Genomic DNA, 17,565 nt, shown 5'->3' on the forward strand with positions numbered 1-17,565 from the left:
GCGTTCTGTCCAAGTTTTTCGGTCGCCGCGACACGCCGAAAGCGCTGCCCGCACCCGATCCCGCGCCACCTGCGACCGCCGTGCGTCGCATGGCGTGGCCCGACGGCACGGGCCGCGCGGTGGGTACGCCGTTGCAACCTTCGGTCGTCTACGGAGCCGAAAGCCCCGATGCGCTGGATGCGATCTACGAAGGCCGCGAAACTGGCTTCACCTATGCGCGCGAGGCGCATCCGAACGCAGCGCTGCTGGCTGCGAAGGTGGACGCTTTGGAGGGCCTTTCGGGCGGTATCGCCACCGGCTCCGGTATGGCGGCAGTCTCTTGCGCGATTATGGGGCTTGTGGAGGCGGGCGATCACGTCATCGGCGGCGACCAGCTGTACGGGCGCAGCCTGCGGATGATGACGGACGAGTTGCCGCGCATGGGCGTGGCGACCACCCGCGTCGATCCCACAAATGCGGCCGCGGTGAAGGCAGCGATCCGGCCGGAGACCAAGTTGATCCTCGTCGAGGTCGTGTCGAACCCTACGCTGCGCATTGCCGATATCGACGGCATCGCGGCTGTCGCGAAAGAGGCGGGCATCTTGCTGGTGGTGGACAACACCTTCACCACCCCGCGCGGCATCCGGCCCGCGAGGCACGGTGCGGATATTGTGATCCACTCGGTCACCAAGCTGCTGGCGGGCCATTCCGACGCGACACTGGGCTATGTTTGCGCCACCGATCCTGCCCTGAATGAGCGGATGCGCGTTTTTGCCGTTACGCTGGGTCTGACGGCCAGCCCCTTCGACTGCTGGCTGGCCGAGCGCGGTATCTTCACGTTCGAAATGCGCTATGACCGGGCAGAGGCGAGCGCCGCGCTATTGGCCGATCACATCGCCGATCTGCCGGGCGTCACCAAGGTGCTGTATCCCGGTCGTGCGGATCATCCCGACCATGCCCGCGCGCAAACCCTGCTGAAGGGGCGCAACGGCAATATGGTAACGTTCGAAGTGGCAGGCGGGCGCGAGGCGGCGAACCGTCTGGTCCGCGCCGCACCCAACATCGCCTTCGCGCCGACGCTGGGGGATGTGGCCACGACGCTTAGCCATCCTGCCACGTCCTCTCACCGTGGTCTGACGCCAGAGGGGCGCGCCGAGCTGGGTTTGTCCGAAGGGTCGTTCCGCGTGTCCGTCGGGATGGAGCCGCCGGAGCTTTTGTGCGCCGAGTTCGAGGCCGCGATCCGGGCGGCGCAGGGGTAGGGGATGCTGGCCGTCGATCTGATCGCGGCCCTTCCCGGCCCGGTGCTGGTGATCGGCCCGACCCAACGGATCGAGGCTGCAAACTCGGCCGCGGCCGCGCTGATCGGCGACGCTTTGATCGGGCGGCACTACGTGGCCGTTCTGCGCCAGCCTGCCGTCGCCGATGCGATTGAAGCTGCACTGCGTGATGGAACGCGGACCGAGACGCGGTTTCTGGGTCGGCGACAAGAGACCGACACCACTTGGTCCGTCAGCGTCCAGCGCGCCGGGCCGCGTGTCGTCGTGGCCTTCGAAGACCGCACGGCCGCAGAGGAAGCCGGTCAGATCCGGCGCGACTTCGTGGCGAACGTCAGCCACGAGTTGAAGACACCCCTCACAGCGCTGATCGGTTTCATCGAAACACTACGCGGCCCCGCGCGCGACGATGTGGCCGCTCGCGACCGGTTCCTGGGCATCATGGAGCGCGAGGCACAGCGCATGAACCGGCTGGTCTCGGACCTTCTGTCGCTCAGCCGTGTCGAGACCGAAGAAAGGGTCCGCCCGCGTCAGGACGTGGATGTGACGATGATCCTTAGGGGGGTTGTTACTCTTCTGCGGCCCCTGGCTGAGGAAAAGAAAATAAAGCTCGTTTTCGATCCACCCGGTCCCGCCACTGTGCAAGGCGACGCGGATCAGCTGCGGCAGGTGTTCTCGAACCTCGTGGAGAACGCGATCAAATATGGCGGCTCGCGGGTCGAGCTGCGACTGGCAGAGCGCAGCCAGATCGCCGATCTGCGCCGTTCAGGTGTGGTTGTGGATGTGATCGATGATGGTCCGGGAATCGACGGAATCCACGTTCCGCGCCTGACAGAACGGTTCTACCGCGTGGACACCCATCGCTCTCGCGAAGTGGGTGGCACCGGTCTTGGGCTGGCTATCGTAAAGCATATCGTGTCGCGCCACCGCGGGCGATTTCGGGTCGCCTCGACGCTCGGCGAAGGCAGCGTCTTCACTGTTTACCTGCCGCGCGAGAATTGATGCGGGCAGGGCGGTAATTGTCATCAATCTGTTACGTTCACGTTACATAACTGTTTTGTATCCCGCGTAGTGACGCGGCAAGGTCACCGAAAAGGGGCCGAATCGAATGACACAGACAGGAGCTTCCATGTCCTTCGCAAAAACCACCGCATCCTTCGCCATCCTGGCCGCCGCCGCCACCGCTGCGTCCGCTCAAGGCCGCGAGCAGGTGCAGGTCGCCGGATCTTCGACCGTGCTGCCCTACGCCAACATCGTCGCCGAAGCCTTTGGCGAATCGACCGAATTCCCGACACCGGTCATCCAGTCTGGTGGTTCTTCCGCCGGTCTGAAGCTGTTCTGCGAAGGCGTGGGTGAAAACACCATCGACATCGCGAATGCTTCCCGCGCGATCCGTGACTCCGAGATCGAGACCTGTGCCGCCAACGGCGTGAACGACATCATCGAAGTGCGCATCGGTTATGACGGCATCGTCTTCGCCAGCCAGACCGACGGCCCCGAGTTCTCTGCTTTCGAGCCCGAGCAGTGGTACAACGCCCTGGCCGCCGAGATCCCGATGGACGGTGAGATGGTCGCGAACCCGAACACCAACTGGACGGACGTCGACGACAGCCTGCCCGACGCCGAGATCCTGGCCTTCATCCCCGGCACCAAGCACGGCACGCGTGAAGTCTTCGAAGAGAAGGTTTTGCTGCAGGGTTGCGAAGACTCCGGCGCGATGGAAACCATGATGTCCGACATGGGCATGGACGAAGATGCCGCCGAAGCCGCCTGCATGTCCGTCCGCACCGACGGTGCGTCCGTGGACATCGACGGCGACTACACCGAGACGCTGGCCCGCATCGAGAGCGATCCCAACGGCGTGGGCGTGTTCGGTCTGTCCTTCTACGAGAACAACACCAGCGTTCTGAAGGTCGCGACCATGGGCGGCGTGTCGCCCTCGACCGAGACGATCGCTTCGGGTGAGTATCCCGTGTCTCGTCCGCTCTACTTCTACATCAAGAAGGCCCACATCGGCGTGATCCCCGGCGTCAAGGAATACGCCGCGTTCTTCGTGTCCGATCAGGTTGCTGGTCAGGGCGGTCCGCTCGCCGACTACGGCCTGACGCCGGATCCGGAGCTGGCCGCGACGCAGGAGAAGATCGCGAACGAAACCACGATGTCTTCGGGCTCGTAAGCCAAGCCTCGTGAACCGAAGGGCGGCCCCACCGACGGGCCGCCCTTCCCTTTGAAGACCGACTGAACCAAGAGGTCGTGATGTCCGTCCCACTTATTCTGATCGTTCTGGCCGGCCTTGCGATCCTTGGCTTCGTGCTGGGCCGCCGCCGGTCTGTGCAACTGGTGGACGGAGACGCGCGCCGCCTGCACTCGCGCCCGAACTACCACGGCACCAGCGTTGCTTTGGCCGCTGTCGTGCCTGCCTTCCTGGTGCTGCTTGGTTGGTTGTTGATCCAGCCGATTTTCATCGAAAGCCGGGTCGCTGCCGACTTTCCCGAGGACGCCATTCCCGAAGGGTCCACCATCGGCTTGGTGATGGGGGACGTGAACCGCCTTGCCGCCGGGCTGCAAACCCTGCGACAGACCGGGGCGCTGACGCGACAGGAGATTGTCAATCTCAACGCGGGCGAGGACGATATCCGCGGTCGATTGGGGTCCATCGGACTGGCATTGGGCTCGGACGTGTCGCCCGCGACGCTGGAAGCCGCGCGCCAGATGCGGCTGACCGAAGATACTGGCCGATTGGCAATGACGGTCGTCGTACTGGCCCTGGCTGCCGCTGGTTTCGGCTTTGTGCTGTCGCGTATCTCGGCTGACGGACGCGCGCGCAACACAGTTGAATCCGTGATCCGCGTGTTGCTGATGCTGGCCGCCACCGTCGCGATCCTGACGACCGTGGGCATCATCGCATCCATGCTGTTCGAGACGATCAACTTCTTCGGGCAATATCCGATCACCGAATTCTTCTTCGGCACCAACTGGGCGCCGAACTTCCGCGGCAACTCTGACCTGGGCATCATTCCGCTTCTGTGGGGCACGATGTATATCTCGCTGATCGCGCTCTTGGTGGCCGTACCGGTGGGCTTGTTCTCGGCCATCTACCTGTCGGAATACGCCAGCCCCACCCTGCGCGGGATCGCCAAGCCGTTGATCGAGGTTCTGGCGGGCATCCCCACCATCGTGTACGGCCTCTTCGCCTTGCTCGTCGTCGGCCCGATGCTGCGCGACTACTTCGCACAGCCGCTGGGGCTGGGATCGTCCGGATCGTCGGTGATGACCGCCGGTCTTGTGATGGGCATCATGCTGATCCCCTTCGTATCTTCCTTGTCGGACGATATCATCTCTGCCGTGCCGCAATCCATGCGCGACGGTTCTCTGGGGCTGGGCGCCACGAAAGCCGAAACGATCCGTCAGGTCGTCGTGCCCGCAGCGCTGCCCGGCATCGTGGGCGCGGTCCTGCTGGCCGCATCGCGCGCTATCGGTGAGACCATGATCGTCGTGCTGGGGGCAGGGGCCGCGGCACGCCTGTCGCTGAACCCGTTCGAAGCGATGACCACTGTCACCGTCAAAATCGTCAGCCAGTTGACGGGCGATACCAACTTCGCCAGTCCCGAAACGCTTGTCGCCTTCGCCCTGGGTTTGACCCTGTTCGTCATCACGCTGGGGCTAAACGTTCTCGCCCTGATCATTGTGCGCCGCTACCGGGAGCAATATGAATGACCGATATTCCTGACAGCCGCGGCACCTCTACCACGCTGCTGGAACCCGACACCCGCACCAAAAAGCGCAATGCGGCAGAGGCCCGGTTCAAGGCCTACGGTCTGGGCGCGATCTGCATCGGCCTGCTGGCGCTGGTGCTTCTGCTGGCCTCTATCTTCTATCGCGGTCTGCCGGCCTTCTGGCAGGCGACACTGACCCTTGACGTGCCGCTGACCGAGCAAACGCTGGATCCCGCTGGCAATCGCAATCTGGAGGATATTCGTAGGGTTATCACCTTCGGCTATGCCGGCCTGATCGAAGACGCGATGACGAACAAGATCGAAGAGCTGGGCATCGACATCGAAGGGCTGACCAACCCCGAAGACATCATTTCCGGTTCTGCCGCTGCACAGGTGCGCCGCTTTGTGCTGGCCAATCCCGATCGGATCGGCACGACAGAGACGTTCACATTCTACGCCACCAGCCGGGTCGACCAATACTACAAAGGCGCTGTGACGATGGAAACGGCGTCCCGCGACAGCCAGATTTCGGTCGAGCAGTTGCAACTTGCGGACGCCTTGCAGGACGAGGGCGCGCTGGGACGGTCGTTCAACAGGGCCTTCATCACCGGCCCCGATGCATCCGACACCCGGGCGGAGTCAGCGGGCCTTGGGGTGGCCATCATCGGTTCCGCTTACATGATGCTGATCGTGCTGGCCTTGGCTCTTCCGATCGGGGTCGCCGCGTCGATCTATCTGGAAGAGTTCGCGCCCACGAACCGGCTGACGGATATCATCGAGGTCAACATCTCGAACCTCGCCGCGGTGCCCTCCATCGTGTTCGGCATCCTTGGCCTTGCGATCTTCATCAACTTCGCCGGACTGCCGCAATCCGCGCCTGTCGTGGGTGGCCTTGTGCTGACACTTATGACCCTGCCCACGATCATCATCTCAACCCGCGCATCGCTAAAATCGGTGCCGCCGTCGATCCGGGATGCGGCGCTGGGGGTAGGAGCATCAAAGATGCAATCGGTGTTCCACCACGTTCTGCCGCTGGCCGGTCCCGGTATCCTGACCGGCACGATCATCGGGCTGGCGCAAGCCTTGGGCGAAACCGCGCCGCTTCTGCTGATCGGCATGGTGGCCTTCGTCACCGAATACCCGGACGCACCGCCCGAAGGCTTCTTCGATCCGGCGACGGCCTTGCCCGTGCAGGTCTACAACTGGACACAGCGCGCCGATCCGGCCTTCGCCGAACGCGCCAGCGGAGCGATCATCGTGCTGTTGGTCTTCCTTGCCATCATGAACATTACCGCAATCTTGCTACGCCGCCGCTTCGAGCGCCGCTGGTAATCCCGAAAGGAGACACCGATGAAGGACATGCACGCGGAAGAAAGAGCAACCACAATGAACGATGTGAAAATCAAGACCGAAAGCGTAGATGTCTACTACGGTCAGAACCACGCCATCAAAGACGTGAATATCGAGATCAAGGACAAGACGGTCACGTCCTTCATCGGGCCGTCGGGTTGCGGCAAATCCACCTTTTTGCGGTGCCTGAACCGGATGAACGACACGATCGACATCGCCCGCATCGAAGGGCTGATCAAGATTGACGGTCAAGACATCTACGACGACCGGATCGACCCCGTGCAACTACGCGCCAAGGTCGGGATGGTGTTTCAAAAGCCGAACCCGTTCCCGAAGTCGATCTACGATAACGTAGCCTACGGCCCCAAGATTCACGGCCTTGCCAAGAACAAGGAAGAGCTGGACGAGATCGTCGAGACCTCTCTGCGTCGTGCTGCCATCTGGGACGAGGTAAAGGACCGTCTGGATGCGTCCGGCACAGGTCTGTCGGGCGGTCAGCAACAGCGCCTGTGTATTGCCCGCGCCGTGGCGACCAGCCCCGAAGTTCTGTTGATGGACGAGCCATGCTCGGCGCTTGACCCCATCGCCACCAGCCAGGTCGAAGAGCTGATCGACGAGTTGCGCGGCAGTTATTCGGTCGTCATCGTGACACACTCGATGCAGCAAGCCGCCCGCGTCAGCCAGAAGACGGCATTTTTCCACCTGGGCGATATGGTGGAATACGGCGAGACAGACGACATTTTCACCAATCCGCAGGACCCGCGGACCGAACGTTACATTACCGGCCGGATCGGCTGAGGAGATTTCCATGAATGAAGGTCAACACATCGTATCGTCCTTCGACCGCGATCTTGAGTCGTTGCAGGCCACGGTGATGAAGATGGGCGGTCTGGTCGAGGCCGCCATCGCCGATGCCGCGCGCTCTCTGGAAACCCGCGACGAGGAACTGGCAATGTCAGTGCGCGATGCGGATAAGCGGATCGACGCGCTGGAAGAGCAGGTCAACGAAGAGGCCGCCCGCATCGTCGCCGTGCGCGCGCCGATTGCCAGCGACATGCGACTGGTGCTGTCGGTCATCAAGATCGGCACCAATCTGGAGCGTATCGGGGACTACGCGAAGAACTTGGCCAAGCGGACGGGCGTTCTGGTCACGCTGCCAACGATCGACGGGGCACCGCAGTCAATCCGCCGCATGGCTCGCGAAGTGGAAGCCATGCTGCACGACGTGCTGGACGCCTACATCCAGCGCGACGCCGACCTGGCCCGAACTGTCCGCGCCCGCGACGAAGACGTCGACCAGATGTATACCGCCATCTTCCGTGAATTTCTGACCTTCATGATGGAAGACCCGCGCAACATCACCGCCTGCATGCACCTGCATTTCATCGCCAAGAACATCGAGCGGATGGGCGATCACGTCACTTCCATTGCCGATCAGGTGATCTACTCGGTCGAGGGTGCGGTACCCGATGAACCGCGGCCTAAGGCGGATCGCACATCGCTGGAAGGCATGAAGGAGTAGGGGGCATGGCGCCTGCGCCGCATGTGTTGATCGTCGAGGATGAGGCCTCTCAACGTGAGATCCTCGCCTACAATCTTGAGGCCGAAGGGTTCGCGGTCAGTCGTGCCGAAACAGGTGACGAAGCGCTGACGATGTTCGCTGAAACTGCGCCGGATATCGTGGTGCTGGACTGGATGCTGCCCGGCGTGTCGGGAATCGAAATCTGTCGCCAGCTCAAGCGGCGCGGTGATGCGAAGTCCGTCCCCATCATCATGCTGTCTGCCCGGACGGAAGAAACCGACCGCGTGCGCGGACTGGAAACTGGCGCCGATGACTATGTCACCAAGCCATATTCCGTCGCCGAACTGATGGCGCGGGTGCGCGCGCAACTGCGCCGCAGTCGGCCGGTGACCGTTGGTGAAGTGTTGGAGTTCGACGGCATCCGTCTTGATCCCGAAACGCATCGTGCATTCCGCGAAAGCACCGAGTTGAAGCTGGGTCCGACAGAGTTTCGCTTGCTGGCCACGTTGATGGAAAAGCCCGGTCGCGTCTGGTCGCGCGAGAAGCTGTTGGATCGGGTGTGGGGCAGGGACATCTACGTGGACAGTCGCACGGTCGATGTACATGTGGGGCGGCTGCGCAAAGCCCTTGGCGTGCCCGCAATGCCCGATCCGATCCGCACCGTGCGGGGCGCGGGATATAGCATCGGGTAACGCCGGAACATCGCGGCGACTTGACGCGTTCGTGAAGCATGGAAACAGAGCAAACGAAACGCCTGCGCGGCGCCGCGCACATCTCTCTTGTGATCGGCGGCATCGTGATCACGTGCTGGGCGCTTTATATTGCAGAGTTCGTTTTTGCGCCCACAGTCCTTGCTCTGGTGTTCGGTGTGGTTTTGTCACCGCTGTCAGACACCTGCGAGCGCCTGGGCGTGCCGCGCTTCCTGTCGGCGCTGATCGGCCTGATCCTGACGCTGCTATTGATTGTCGTCGTCGCCAGTCTGGCTCTCCCGGCGGTCATTCGACTGATCGAGGCGTGGCCGGTCATTCTAGAGGAAACGCGCGCCTTCATATACGGCTTTCAAGCCACATTGCAGGGCATCGAAAGTGCTGGCCAAGAGGTGCAGGAGGCCATCGGTGCGGCAGAGGGAGCATCCGGTGAGGAGGGCGATTCTGGTGAGTCGGGCGGCATGTCGCTGCCCAGCACAACCGACGCGCTGTTTCTTGCGCCGTCGGTGCTGGGCCAGACGATCACCTTCGCAGGCGTTCTGTTCTTCTTCCTGCTGGGACGGTCAGAGATTTACGCATGGCTCGCACAGCACGTCGCGCCGGTTGGCCGCGAGAAGGAAACCGCGCGTCGCCTGAAGTTGGCTGAACGCGAGGTCGCGCGTTACTTCCTGACGATCACGCTGGTCAACCTTGGCTTTGGCATCTGCGTCGTCATTGCGATGACGCTGGTGGGCGTGCCGTCGGCATTGTTGTGGGGCTTGGCCACGGCACTGTTGAACTTCGTTCTGTATCTAGGGCCGGCCATCGTATTCTGCGCGCTGATGCTGACAGGCATGGTCATGTTCGACGGCGGCTACTCTGTCGTTCCGGCGCTTGTGTTCCTCATGCTGAACATGGTTGAGGCTCAGTTCGTCACGCCATCCGCGATCGGTCGCACAATGCAGGTGAACCCGTTGCTGGTGTTCTTGGCGCTGGTGTTCTTCCTGTGGCTATGGGGACCAATTGGCGGCTTCGTCGCCATTCCGTTGCTGCTATGGGCGCTGACACTGACCCGCGAAATCAGCAATACACGAAGGGACTTGCGCGACGAAGTAGATGCCGCGTCTTAACTGTCACCGAACATATGCTTTACATAATCATGATTACTGGACTTATAGAACTCGAACGGGTGCGCGCTGTTGAATAGCGTTGGGCTTGCCAAAGCAGCCCCCCCGCGCCACCACGGCACTGCAACTGATGAAGGTCTCTGCAATGCCGCGTATCCTGATCCTGAATGGTCCGAACCTGAACCTCTTGGGCAAGCGCCAACCCGACATCTACGGCCACGAGACGCTGGACGATGTGATCGCCGATTGTCGAACGCTGGGCGCCGAACTGGGTTTGGAGATCAACGCGCAGCAGTCGAACCACGAAGGCGCATTGGTCGATCTGATCCAGGCCGCGCGGCAGGATGCGGATGGTATCGTCATCAATCCCGGCGCTTACTCCCATACGTCCATCGCGATCCTGGATGCGCTCAACGCCTTCGACGGGCGTGTGATCGAGGTGCACATCTCGAACATTCACGCGCGAGAGGCGTTTCGCCATCATTCGCATGTTTCGGCGCGCGCCGACGCTGTGATCGCCGGATGCGGCACGCAGGGCTACGCCTTCGCGCTGCACCGGTTGGCGAAATTGCTGAGCTGAACCTGACCTGATGACAAATGAAAAAGGGCGCCCCGACCGGAGCGCCCTTCCCTGTTTGTGGTCTGGCGGGTGTTAGCCCTTTGCGGCCTTGGCCACCTCGGCCGCGAAGTCTTCCTTCTCGACCGTGATGCCTTCGCCGACTTCCATGCGCACGAAGCCGGTGACGGTGATGCCGGCTTCTTTCGCGGCGGCAGCGACGGTCAAGTCGGGGTTCACGACGAAGGATTGGTTCTCCAGCGTGATCTCGGCCAGGTATTTCTTCATGCGGCCTTCGATCATCTTCTCGATGACCTGCTCGGGCTTGCCGGACTCGCGCGCGATGTCCATCTGCACGGCTTTTTCTTTCTCGACGATGGCCGGGTCCAGATCGTTCTCGTTCAGTGCGGCCGGGTTCACGGCGGCGACGTGCATGGCGATTTGACGAGCCGTCGCTGCGTCGTCGCCGGTGAAGGCCACCAGAACGCCGATCTTGCCCATGCCATCGGTCGCGGCATTGTGGACGTAGGCCACGACGTTGTCACCGGACAGCTTTTCCATGCGGCGCAGGGTCATGTTCTCGCCGATCTTGGCGATGGCGGTCGTAATGGCTTCCTTCACGGGCTTGCCACCCATGTCGGCCTCGGCGAGTGACTCGACGCTGTCCACGGTCACGGCCACATCGGCGATGCCGCTGACCAACGACTGGAATTCGGCGTTCTTGGCAACGAAGTCGGTCTCGGAATTCACTTCGACCGCGACGCCCATGCCACCGTCGACCTTGACGGCCACGAGGCCCTCGGCCGCGGTGCGGTCAGACTTCTTGGCGGCTTTGGCGAGGCCCTTGGTGCGCAGCCAGTCAACGGCCTTGTCCATGTCGCCGTCGTTCTCTGTCAGCGCCTTCTTGGCGTCCATCATGCCCGCGCCGGTGGATTCGCGGAGCTTTTTCACGTCTGCTGCGGTGATCGCCATATCAGGCTCTCCTCGTGTGATTCAGGTGTCAATCTTGGGGGCAGGCCCCTGCCCGCCCCCTGTAAGCTCGAGTCGTGACGCTTACGCGTCGCTCTTGGGCTTGTTGTCCAGATCGTAGGGCGCATCCTTGGCAATAGCGTCGTCCGACACAGCCTCGGTCGAGACGTCCAGAGTCTCTTCGGCGTTGGCGGGCGTCTCCAGGATCTCTTCCTCGACCGGGGCTTCTTCCATCGCACCCATATCGACACCGGCGGCGTCCATTTGGGCGGACATGCCGTCAAGTGCGGCACGGGCGGCCAGGTCACAGTACAGCTGGATCGCGCGGGCGGCGTCGTCGTTACCGGGGATTACGTAGTCGATGCCATCGGGCGGGCAGTTTGTGTCGACGATGGCGACGACGGGGATGCCGAGCTTCTTGGCTTCGAGGATGGCGAGGTCTTCCTTGTTCACGTCGATGACGAACAGAAGATCCGGCACACCGCCCATTTCGCGGATGCCGCCCAAGGAAGCTTGCAGCTTGGCCTGGTCCCGCTCCATCGACAGACGCTCACGCTTGGTGAGGCCACCGGCGCCTTCGGCCATTTTCTCGTCGATCTCGCGCAGGCGAGCGATGGACTTGGAGACGGTCTGCCAGTTGGTCAGCGTGCCGCCCAGCCAGCGGTGGTTCATGTAGTACTGGGCGCAACGCTCTGCGGCGTCGGCGATGGGCTTTTGGGCCTGACGCTTGGTGCCGACGAACAGGATGCGGCCGTTCTTCGCGACGGTGTCGCGGATGACCTGCAGCGCCTGGTCCAGCATGGGGACGGTCTGCGTCAGGTCAAGAATGTGGATGCCGTTGCGGTCACCGTAGATGTACTGGCCCATACGGGGATTCCAGCGTTGGGTCTGGTGACCAAAGTGCACGCCCGCTTCAAGAAGCTGGCGCAGCGAAAACTCGGGAAGAGCCATCGTTGTATTCCTTTTCCGGTTTCAATCCTCGGCGCGGTCTTGAACGGGATTGCCCGAACCGGTGGACGAACGGGGATGTCTCCCCCGACCGCCCGGACCACGCCTGTGAAGTGCTCGCGCCATTACGCCTGTTGCGCGGCGGTTGCAAGCGTTCGGCCATGAGTATTTGTGAAAACAAAGAAAGGGGGCCTTGCCCTGCCGCGCCCCCTGCCCCAATCAGTCGGCCATGACGCGCATTCTTTGTATCGGATCGGTCCTGTGGGACGTGGTGGGACGCACGCCGGCGCATATGGCGCTTGGCGCGGATGTGCCGGGGCATATCGTGCGCATTCCGGGCGGCGTGGCGCTGAACATCGCCATGGGTCTGCGGCGCATGGGGGTGGATTGTGCGTTGTTGTCCGCTGTGGGGCGCGATGTGGAGGGCGAGACGCTGCTGGCGGATGCCGCGCGGCGCGGCATAAACGTGGCGCATGTCTATGTGTCCGACGATCTTCCGACCGACACTTATATGGCGATCGAGGGCGGCAATGGTCTGATCGCGGCCATAGCGGATGCGCATTCGCTGGAACGCGCTGGCGCGAAGATCTTGGAGCCGCTGGTGGATGGGCGTGTTGCGTCGGGCGATTTCACGGGGATCGCGGCGTTGGATGGAAACCTGTCCGAAACACTGTTGTCCGAGATCGCTTCGGGGCCGTGGCTGGGCCGCGCCGATCTGCGCGTGGCGCCCGCCTCGCCCGGCAAGGCGTTGCGGCTGGCGCCACTGCTCGGTGTGCCGGGCGCGACCTTCTACCTGAACCGTGAGGAAGCAGGGCTTTTACTGGGCACTCCGGTTCGGACAGCCGCCGAGGGGGCGGAAGAATTGGGCCGTCGCGGCGCCGCGCGGGTGTTGGTCACAGACGGTGGTGCGGATGCCGCCATGGCGTCCGGCGGGCGGGTACTGACCGCGACGCCGCCTGAGGTCATGGTCACGCGGGTGACGGGCGCGGGCGACACCTTCATGGCCGCGCATATCGCCGCTGAAACGCGCGGTGCGACGGCCGAGATGGCGTTGGAGGCCGGTCTTCGGGCCGCAGCGCAATATGTTTCTGGAGATGTAAGCCAATGAACGGACCGATGGAGCTGACAGACGAGGTGCGCTCCGCATTGCAGGCGGGCGATCCGGTGGTCGCGTTGGAGTCCACAATCATAACGCACGGAATGCCGTGGCCGCAGAACGTCGAAATGGCGCGCGCCGTCGAGGGCGAAATACGCGCGTACGGCGCAACGCCCGCCACCATCGCGGTGATCGACGGCACGTTGCACGTCGGGCTGGACGAAGCGCGGCTGGAAGCTTTGGCGCAGGCCGAGGATGTGTCGAAGCTCAGCCGCGCCGACCTGCCCGTTTGCATCGCGACCGGGGGCACCGGGGCGACCACCGTTGCCGCCACGATGATTGCCGCGCGTCTTGCGGGAATTGAAACCTTTGCCACGGGCGGCATCGGCGGCGTTCATCGCGGCGCAGAGCTGTCGTTCGACGTGTCCGCCGATCTGCAGGAACTGGCGCAGACGCATGTGACGGTGGTCGCGGCCGGGGCGAAGGCGATCCTTGACCTGCCGAAGACGTGGGAGGTGCTGGAAACGCTCGGCGTGCCAGTCATCGCGGTGGGCCAAGACGACCTGCCGGCCTTCTGGTCGCGCCACTCTCCCTATCCCGCGCCCCTGCGCCTGGACACGGCTGGCGATATCGCCGCGTCGCATGTCATGCGCGGGGCCATGGGTGTGCCGGGTGGTCAGTTGATCGCCAACCCCATCCCGCAGACAGACGAGATTGCCGCCGACGTTCTGGCCCCGGTCATAGAGCAGGCACTTGCAGAGGCAGCCGCGCAGGGCATCGCCGCCAAATCGGTCACGCCCTTCCTGCTGGCGCGGATTTTCGAGCTGACGGATGGGGCATCGCTGCAAGCGAATATCGCTCTGGTGCTGAACAATGCACGTCTGGCCGCCGGGATCGCCCATGAGATCAGCGCGATCCGTGCGCAAGTGGCACGACAGGCATAAGGCGCGTTGCCCATGGGTCCGGCCCGGCCTATCTACACGCCATGAGCCTGAACCCCGATCCCAAGCCACGCCGCGCCCGTCCCTTCGCCCGTCTCCGGGCGAACTTCCTGACGGGACTGGTCGTCATCGCGCCCATCGGCCTGACGATCTGGCTGATCTGGTCGGTGATCGGCTGGGTCGATGGTTTCGTGCTGCCTTTCGTGCCCAACCGTTTCAAGCCGGAGCAATACATCGGAATCAACCTGCGCGGCGTGGGCGTGATCTTCTTCTTCGTCTTCACCGTCGTGATCGGCTGGCTGGCGAAGGGGTACATCGGTCGCTGGGTGCTACGCGTCGGAGAGAACCTTGTGAATCGCACGCCGATCGTGCGAACGGTTTATTCGGGCATCAAGCAGATCGCCGAGACGGTCTTCGCGCAGTCGGATTCGAATTTCGACAAGGCGGTCCTGATCGAGTATCCGCGCAAGGGCATCTGGGCTATCGCCTTCGTATCCACGGGCGCGAAGGGAGAGATCGCGGACGCCATCCCAACCCACGACGGCAAGGCAGCCGTATTCCTTCCCACGACGCCGAATCCCACATCTGGATTTCTGTTGTTCGTGCCGATGTCGGAATTGATCGAGCTGGAGATGTCGGTAGAGGATGCGGCGAAGTTGGTGATCTCGGCCGGGCTGGTCTATCCGAACGAGAAGGACCCCAGCGTTCCGAAGGACAAGATCGCGGCAGAGTAGCCGTCAGACGATCCTGGTCAGCCAGTCATCCACGCTGTCACCACTTTCGATATCTTCGCGCAGAAACCCGTTCACCAAGACGCTTGGTGAGGAATGGATGCCGTTCTGACGGGCATACTTCGTATGCGCCTTGACGGTGTCCGCCAGTTCGGGCCAGTCAAAGGCAACGGCCAGCGATAACCTACTGTGACTTTCGATCCGTTCGATGATGTCGTTTGGCGTGGCGGCACGATTTGGGCCGCCTGCATGATCCGTGAAGGCATAGCTTTCGCGGTGTGCGAAGACCGCCCCAAGCGTATCCCACGCCGCCTCCGCCCCGTGTTCCGCCCAAGCAGCTATGATGCAACGTGTGACCAGGGGTGAGTTCAGGTGCCACGGTTGAGAGTGCAGCCACAGGCGCACGGTCAGCGCGCCATCGGATCGGTCCAGCAAACTATCCAGCTTACCGAAGGCCTTGGACGAAAACGGACACGTCGGTTCCAGGAACCATTCGACCAGCGTGTCGCCCTGCCCTTTCTGTAGGAACTCCATCATCACCTCCGTCAGTCGTACATTTCTGCAAGATCGACGCTGGAGCGTACGTTCACATCGTCCAGATGCGCATCAATGAAACGATCCGCCGCTATGCGCCCGGCGGCGAACAGCCGTTCGACCAGAATCGCAGAGGGGACCATCTTGGTCGCGACCGACAACTCGCGCATTAGCTCATCGTCGGCGATCATGTGAACGTTGATGTAGCTCATCGTGCCTTCGGTCAGTCGCCCATCCTCGATCAGACGTTGCACGAAACGGATCGCGCGCAGGTCACGTAAAAGACTAGAATTGAACGATATCTCGTTGATGCGATTCTGGATTTCCTGCGCCGTGTAAGGCAGCTTGTCCCGTTCCAGCGGGTTGATGTTCACGATGACGATGTCGTCGGGCAGATGCGGCTCGTACAGCGGGAACAGAGCGGGGTTGCCGGTGTAGCCGCCGTCCCAATAGGCCTCTCCGGCGATCTCGACGGCCTTGAACACGGTGGGCAGGCAGGCGGAGGCCATAAGAGACTCTGGCGTGACATCTTCGCCCGTGAATACCCGGATCTTGCCCGTGCGCACATTGGTGGCGCAGACGTGCAGTTCCGGGCCGTCCTTGGCGCAGACATCGTCGAACTTCATGTCGTGGACGATCCCGTCGAGCGGATTTCGGTAGAACGGCCCGAAGCTATACGGGGATGTGGCTTGTGCGAACAAATCGCCCCACCCGGCCGTCGCCTCCAGACTGCGTGCGATGGTGTTCGTGGCTGGCGCCCAGGGGGACATCCAGGCGGCGATCTTGAAATCCCGCACGCCCAAAACACGCGCCCACAGCCACGCTAGGTTGGCGCGCGCCCCGTCGCGTCCGCCGGTCGCCATGCCGGCCTTGAACGCTGCCCCGTTCAATGCCCCGGCAGAGGTGCCGCTGATGCCCGCGATTTCCAGCTTCTCGCAATCCAACAGGCGGTCCAGTACGCCCCAGGTGAACGCGCCATGGGCGCCGCCGCCCTGAAGCGCCATGTTGATCTTCTTGACCACGACCCGCGCCCTACCGCGCCGTCCAGCCGCCATCCACGCTGATGGTGGTGCCGGTGATCTGCGCCGCATCGTCCGAGCACAGGAACCTGGCAACGCCGCCCAGTTGCTCGACGGTGGCGAAGTCCTTGGAGGGCTGACGTTCCAGGATGACTTCCTTGATCGCCGTCTCACGGTCCATGTCGTATTTCTCCATCGTGTCGGGGATCTGGCTCTCGACCAGCGGCGTCATCACGTAACCCGGACAGATAGCGTTGGCGGTGATCGGGTCCTGCGCGGTTTCCAGTGCCACAACCTTGGTCATACCGACGACGCCATGCTTGGCGGCGACGTAGGCCGACTTGTAGGGCGACGCGCGCAGGCCATGGGCCGAGGCGAGGTTGATGATCCGTCCCCATCCATTTTTGCGCATCATCGGCACCGCGACGGCGCTGGTGTGGAAGGCCGAGGACAACATGATCGCGATGATCGCATCCCATTTGGCCGTCGGAAAATCCTCGATCGCGGCAACGTGCTGGATACCCGCGTTGTTCATCAGAATGTCGCAGCGACCGGCCTTTTCGATCAGGGCGCGCGCCTCGTCGCCGTTCGACAGGTCGGCCTTGATGTAGCGCGCAGTGACTCCGTGTTCCTTGGCGATGTCTTCGGCAAGCTGGTGATCCTCGTCGCGGTCGGTGAACGAGTTCAGCACCACGTCCGCACCGGCCTTTGCCAGTTCATGTACGACCCCCAGCCCGATGCCAGAGTTCGATCCGGTGACGACGGCGGTTTTGCCTTTGAGTGACATTGTGATCTCCTTCGCTGTTGCGGCTGAACCTAGATGCTGCGACTGCGAATGCGAGAGGGTGTTGCCAGTCAATCGCGCGGACAGCCTTCAAGCCGATCGAGTGCGCGCAAAAAAAACGCCCGCACGAGGCGGGCGTTAAGTCATTGAGGCAGGTTTCATACAGGCAAGAAACCTATCGAGCAGTGCCCCTTACATACGCCGATTCGGGGAAATTGCAAATGATTAAGTTGAAAACCGGGGGGTTACCCCACTAACCTCATCCCAAAGCAACACAAACACGAGCGGTCTTGAAATGATGTTCTCTTCCAAAGCGAGCTTACGTAGCGTCGC

General features: G+C 62.5%; 18 protein-coding genes. 13 read left to right on the plus strand and 5 right to left on the minus strand.

Going from position 1 to position 17,565, the window contains the following annotated elements; genetic code table 11:
• Positions 1–89: 89 nt before the first annotated feature.
• The 10 genes from FIU81_RS06940 (at position 90) to aroQ (ending at position 10,234) form a co-directional block, all read left to right on the plus strand.
• Positions 90–1,238 carry a trans-sulfuration enzyme family protein gene (locus FIU81_RS06940; RefSeq protein ID WP_254696050.1) on the plus strand — a complete coding sequence of 383 codons (1,149 nt, stop codon included), beginning with the start codon at positions 90–92 and terminating at the stop codon, positions 1,236–1,238.
• A gap of 3 nt (positions 1,239–1,241) precedes the next feature.
• Positions 1,242–2,255, plus strand: coding sequence for a sensor histidine kinase (locus FIU81_RS06945; RefSeq protein WP_124112833.1), 1,014 nt, complete (start codon positions 1,242–1,244; stop codon positions 2,253–2,255).
• Positions 2,256–2,382: 127 nt separating this feature from the next.
• Entirely contained in the window at positions 2,383–3,429 is a 1,047-nt protein-coding gene (locus FIU81_RS06950) for a PstS family phosphate ABC transporter substrate-binding protein (RefSeq protein ID WP_124112834.1), read from the plus strand.
• 80 nt (positions 3,430–3,509) lie between these two features.
• The gene (pstC, locus tag FIU81_RS06955; RefSeq protein ID WP_124112835.1) at positions 3,510–4,970 is read left to right on the plus strand and encodes a phosphate ABC transporter permease subunit PstC; all 1,461 of its coding nucleotides are present in this window, start codon (positions 3,510–3,512) and stop codon (positions 4,968–4,970) included.
• Positions 4,967–6,301, plus strand: a complete 1,335-nt coding sequence (pstA, locus tag FIU81_RS06960; RefSeq protein ID WP_124112836.1) for a phosphate ABC transporter permease PstA — start codon at positions 4,967–4,969, stop codon at positions 6,299–6,301. The genes pstC and pstA overlap by 4 nt, the downstream gene beginning before the upstream one ends.
• A 54-nt stretch (positions 6,302–6,355) precedes the next feature.
• Positions 6,356–7,117, plus strand: a complete 762-nt coding sequence (gene pstB, locus FIU81_RS06965; protein ID WP_254696018.1) for a phosphate ABC transporter ATP-binding protein PstB — start codon at positions 6,356–6,358, stop codon at positions 7,115–7,117.
• A 10-nt stretch (positions 7,118–7,127) separates the two neighbouring features.
• Positions 7,128–7,841, plus strand: coding sequence for a phosphate signaling complex protein PhoU (phoU, locus tag FIU81_RS06970; RefSeq protein ID WP_124112838.1), 714 nt, complete (start codon positions 7,128–7,130; stop codon positions 7,839–7,841).
• Positions 7,842–7,846: 5 nt separating this feature from the next.
• Positions 7,847–8,533: a phosphate regulon transcriptional regulator PhoB gene (phoB, locus tag FIU81_RS06975; RefSeq protein ID WP_124112839.1), complete on the plus strand. Its 687-nt coding sequence runs from the start codon at positions 7,847–7,849 to the stop codon at positions 8,531–8,533.
• Positions 8,534–8,571: 38 nt separating this feature from the next.
• Positions 8,572–9,657 (plus strand): AI-2E family transporter, encoded by a 1,086-nt coding sequence (locus tag FIU81_RS06980; RefSeq protein ID WP_124112840.1) that lies wholly within the window; start codon positions 8,572–8,574, stop codon positions 9,655–9,657.
• A 142-nt stretch (positions 9,658–9,799) separates the two neighbouring features.
• Positions 9,800–10,234: a type II 3-dehydroquinate dehydratase gene (gene aroQ, locus FIU81_RS06985; protein WP_124112916.1), complete on the plus strand. Its 435-nt coding sequence runs from the start codon at positions 9,800–9,802 to the stop codon at positions 10,232–10,234.
• A 72-nt stretch (positions 10,235–10,306) separates the two neighbouring features.
• Here aroQ and tsf read toward each other — a convergent pair whose 3' ends face one another.
• Together tsf and rpsB are read right to left on the minus strand one after the other, a co-directional pair.
• Positions 10,307–11,182, minus strand: coding sequence for a translation elongation factor Ts (tsf, locus tag FIU81_RS06990; protein WP_124112841.1), 876 nt, complete (start codon positions 11,180–11,182; stop codon positions 10,307–10,309).
• Positions 11,183–11,263: 81 nt separating this feature from the next.
• A complete protein-coding gene (gene rpsB / locus FIU81_RS06995) occupies positions 11,264–12,130 on the minus strand; it encodes a 30S ribosomal protein S2 (protein WP_124112842.1) in 867 nt (288 codons plus the stop codon).
• Positions 12,131–12,356: 226 nt separating this feature from the next.
• On the opposite strand from rpsB, the gene FIU81_RS07000 reads away from it, so the two are divergent.
• Genes FIU81_RS07000 through FIU81_RS07010 form a run of 3 tightly spaced genes read left to right on the plus strand, consistent with a single transcriptional unit; the run spans position 12,357 to position 14,898 of the window.
• Positions 12,357–13,235, plus strand: coding sequence for a PfkB family carbohydrate kinase (locus FIU81_RS07000; RefSeq protein WP_124112843.1), 879 nt, complete (start codon positions 12,357–12,359; stop codon positions 13,233–13,235).
• Entirely contained in the window at positions 13,232–14,167 is a 936-nt protein-coding gene (locus tag FIU81_RS07005; protein ID WP_124112844.1) for a pseudouridine-5'-phosphate glycosidase, read from the plus strand. Before FIU81_RS07000 ends, FIU81_RS07005 begins: the two co-directional genes overlap by 4 nt.
• Positions 14,168–14,208: 41 nt before the next feature.
• Entirely contained in the window at positions 14,209–14,898 is a 690-nt protein-coding gene (locus tag FIU81_RS07010) for a DUF502 domain-containing protein (RefSeq protein ID WP_124112845.1), read from the plus strand.
• 3 nt (positions 14,899–14,901) lie between these two features.
• Here FIU81_RS07010 and FIU81_RS07015 read toward each other — a convergent pair whose 3' ends face one another.
• The 3 genes from FIU81_RS07015 to FIU81_RS07025 are packed head-to-tail and all read right to left on the minus strand — an operon-like array spanning position 14,902 to position 17,235.
• Positions 14,902–15,429, minus strand: coding sequence for a DsbA family protein (locus FIU81_RS07015; RefSeq protein ID WP_216644283.1), 528 nt, complete (start codon positions 15,427–15,429; stop codon positions 14,902–14,904).
• 11 nt (positions 15,430–15,440) lie between these two features.
• Positions 15,441–16,451: a patatin-like phospholipase family protein gene (locus tag FIU81_RS07020; RefSeq protein WP_254696019.1), complete on the minus strand. Its 1,011-nt coding sequence runs from the start codon at positions 16,449–16,451 to the stop codon at positions 15,441–15,443.
• Between the two features lie 10 nt (positions 16,452–16,461).
• Entirely contained in the window at positions 16,462–17,235 is a 774-nt protein-coding gene (locus FIU81_RS07025; RefSeq protein ID WP_124112848.1) for a 3-hydroxybutyrate dehydrogenase, read from the minus strand.
• Positions 17,236–17,565 lie beyond the last annotated feature (330 nt).

Source organism: Palleronia sp. THAF1 (assembly GCF_009363795.1).
Lineage (GTDB): Bacteria > Pseudomonadota > Alphaproteobacteria > Rhodobacterales > Rhodobacteraceae > Palleronia.

Bases quoted from the DNA above. Each gene is read 5' to 3' on its own strand.
- FIU81_RS06940 (WP_254696050.1), top strand. From the start codon at position 90: ATGGCGTGGCCCGACGGCACGGGCCGCGCGGTGGGTACGCCGTTGCAA.
- FIU81_RS06945 (WP_124112833.1), top strand. From the start codon at position 1,242: ATGCTGGCCGTCGATCTGATCGCGGCCCTTCCCGGCCCGGTGCTGGTG.
- FIU81_RS06950 (WP_124112834.1), top strand. From the start codon at position 2,383: ATGTCCTTCGCAAAAACCACCGCATCCTTCGCCATCCTGGCCGCCGCC.
- pstC (WP_124112835.1), top strand. From the start codon at position 3,510: ATGTCCGTCCCACTTATTCTGATCGTTCTGGCCGGCCTTGCGATCCTT.
- pstA (WP_124112836.1), top strand. From the start codon at position 4,967: ATGACCGATATTCCTGACAGCCGCGGCACCTCTACCACGCTGCTGGAA.
- pstB (WP_254696018.1), top strand. From the start codon at position 6,356: ATGAACGATGTGAAAATCAAGACCGAAAGCGTAGATGTCTACTACGGT.
- phoU (WP_124112838.1), top strand. From the start codon at position 7,128: ATGAATGAAGGTCAACACATCGTATCGTCCTTCGACCGCGATCTTGAG.
- phoB (WP_124112839.1), top strand. From the start codon at position 7,847: ATGGCGCCTGCGCCGCATGTGTTGATCGTCGAGGATGAGGCCTCTCAA.
- FIU81_RS06980 (WP_124112840.1), top strand. From the start codon at position 8,572: ATGGAAACAGAGCAAACGAAACGCCTGCGCGGCGCCGCGCACATCTCT.
- aroQ (WP_124112916.1), top strand. From the start codon at position 9,800: ATGCCGCGTATCCTGATCCTGAATGGTCCGAACCTGAACCTCTTGGGC.
- tsf (WP_124112841.1), bottom strand. From the start codon at position 11,182: ATGGCGATCACCGCAGCAGACGTGAAAAAGCTCCGCGAATCCACCGGC.
- rpsB (WP_124112842.1), bottom strand. From the start codon at position 12,130: ATGGCTCTTCCCGAGTTTTCGCTGCGCCAGCTTCTTGAAGCGGGCGTG.
- FIU81_RS07000 (WP_124112843.1), top strand. From the start codon at position 12,357: ATGACGCGCATTCTTTGTATCGGATCGGTCCTGTGGGACGTGGTGGGA.
- FIU81_RS07005 (WP_124112844.1), top strand. From the start codon at position 13,232: ATGAACGGACCGATGGAGCTGACAGACGAGGTGCGCTCCGCATTGCAG.
- FIU81_RS07010 (WP_124112845.1), top strand. From the start codon at position 14,209: ATGAGCCTGAACCCCGATCCCAAGCCACGCCGCGCCCGTCCCTTCGCC.
- FIU81_RS07015 (WP_216644283.1), bottom strand. From the start codon at position 15,429: ATGGAGTTCCTACAGAAAGGGCAGGGCGACACGCTGGTCGAATGGTTC.
- FIU81_RS07025 (WP_124112848.1), bottom strand. From the start codon at position 17,235: ATGTCACTCAAAGGCAAAACCGCCGTCGTCACCGGATCGAACTCTGGC.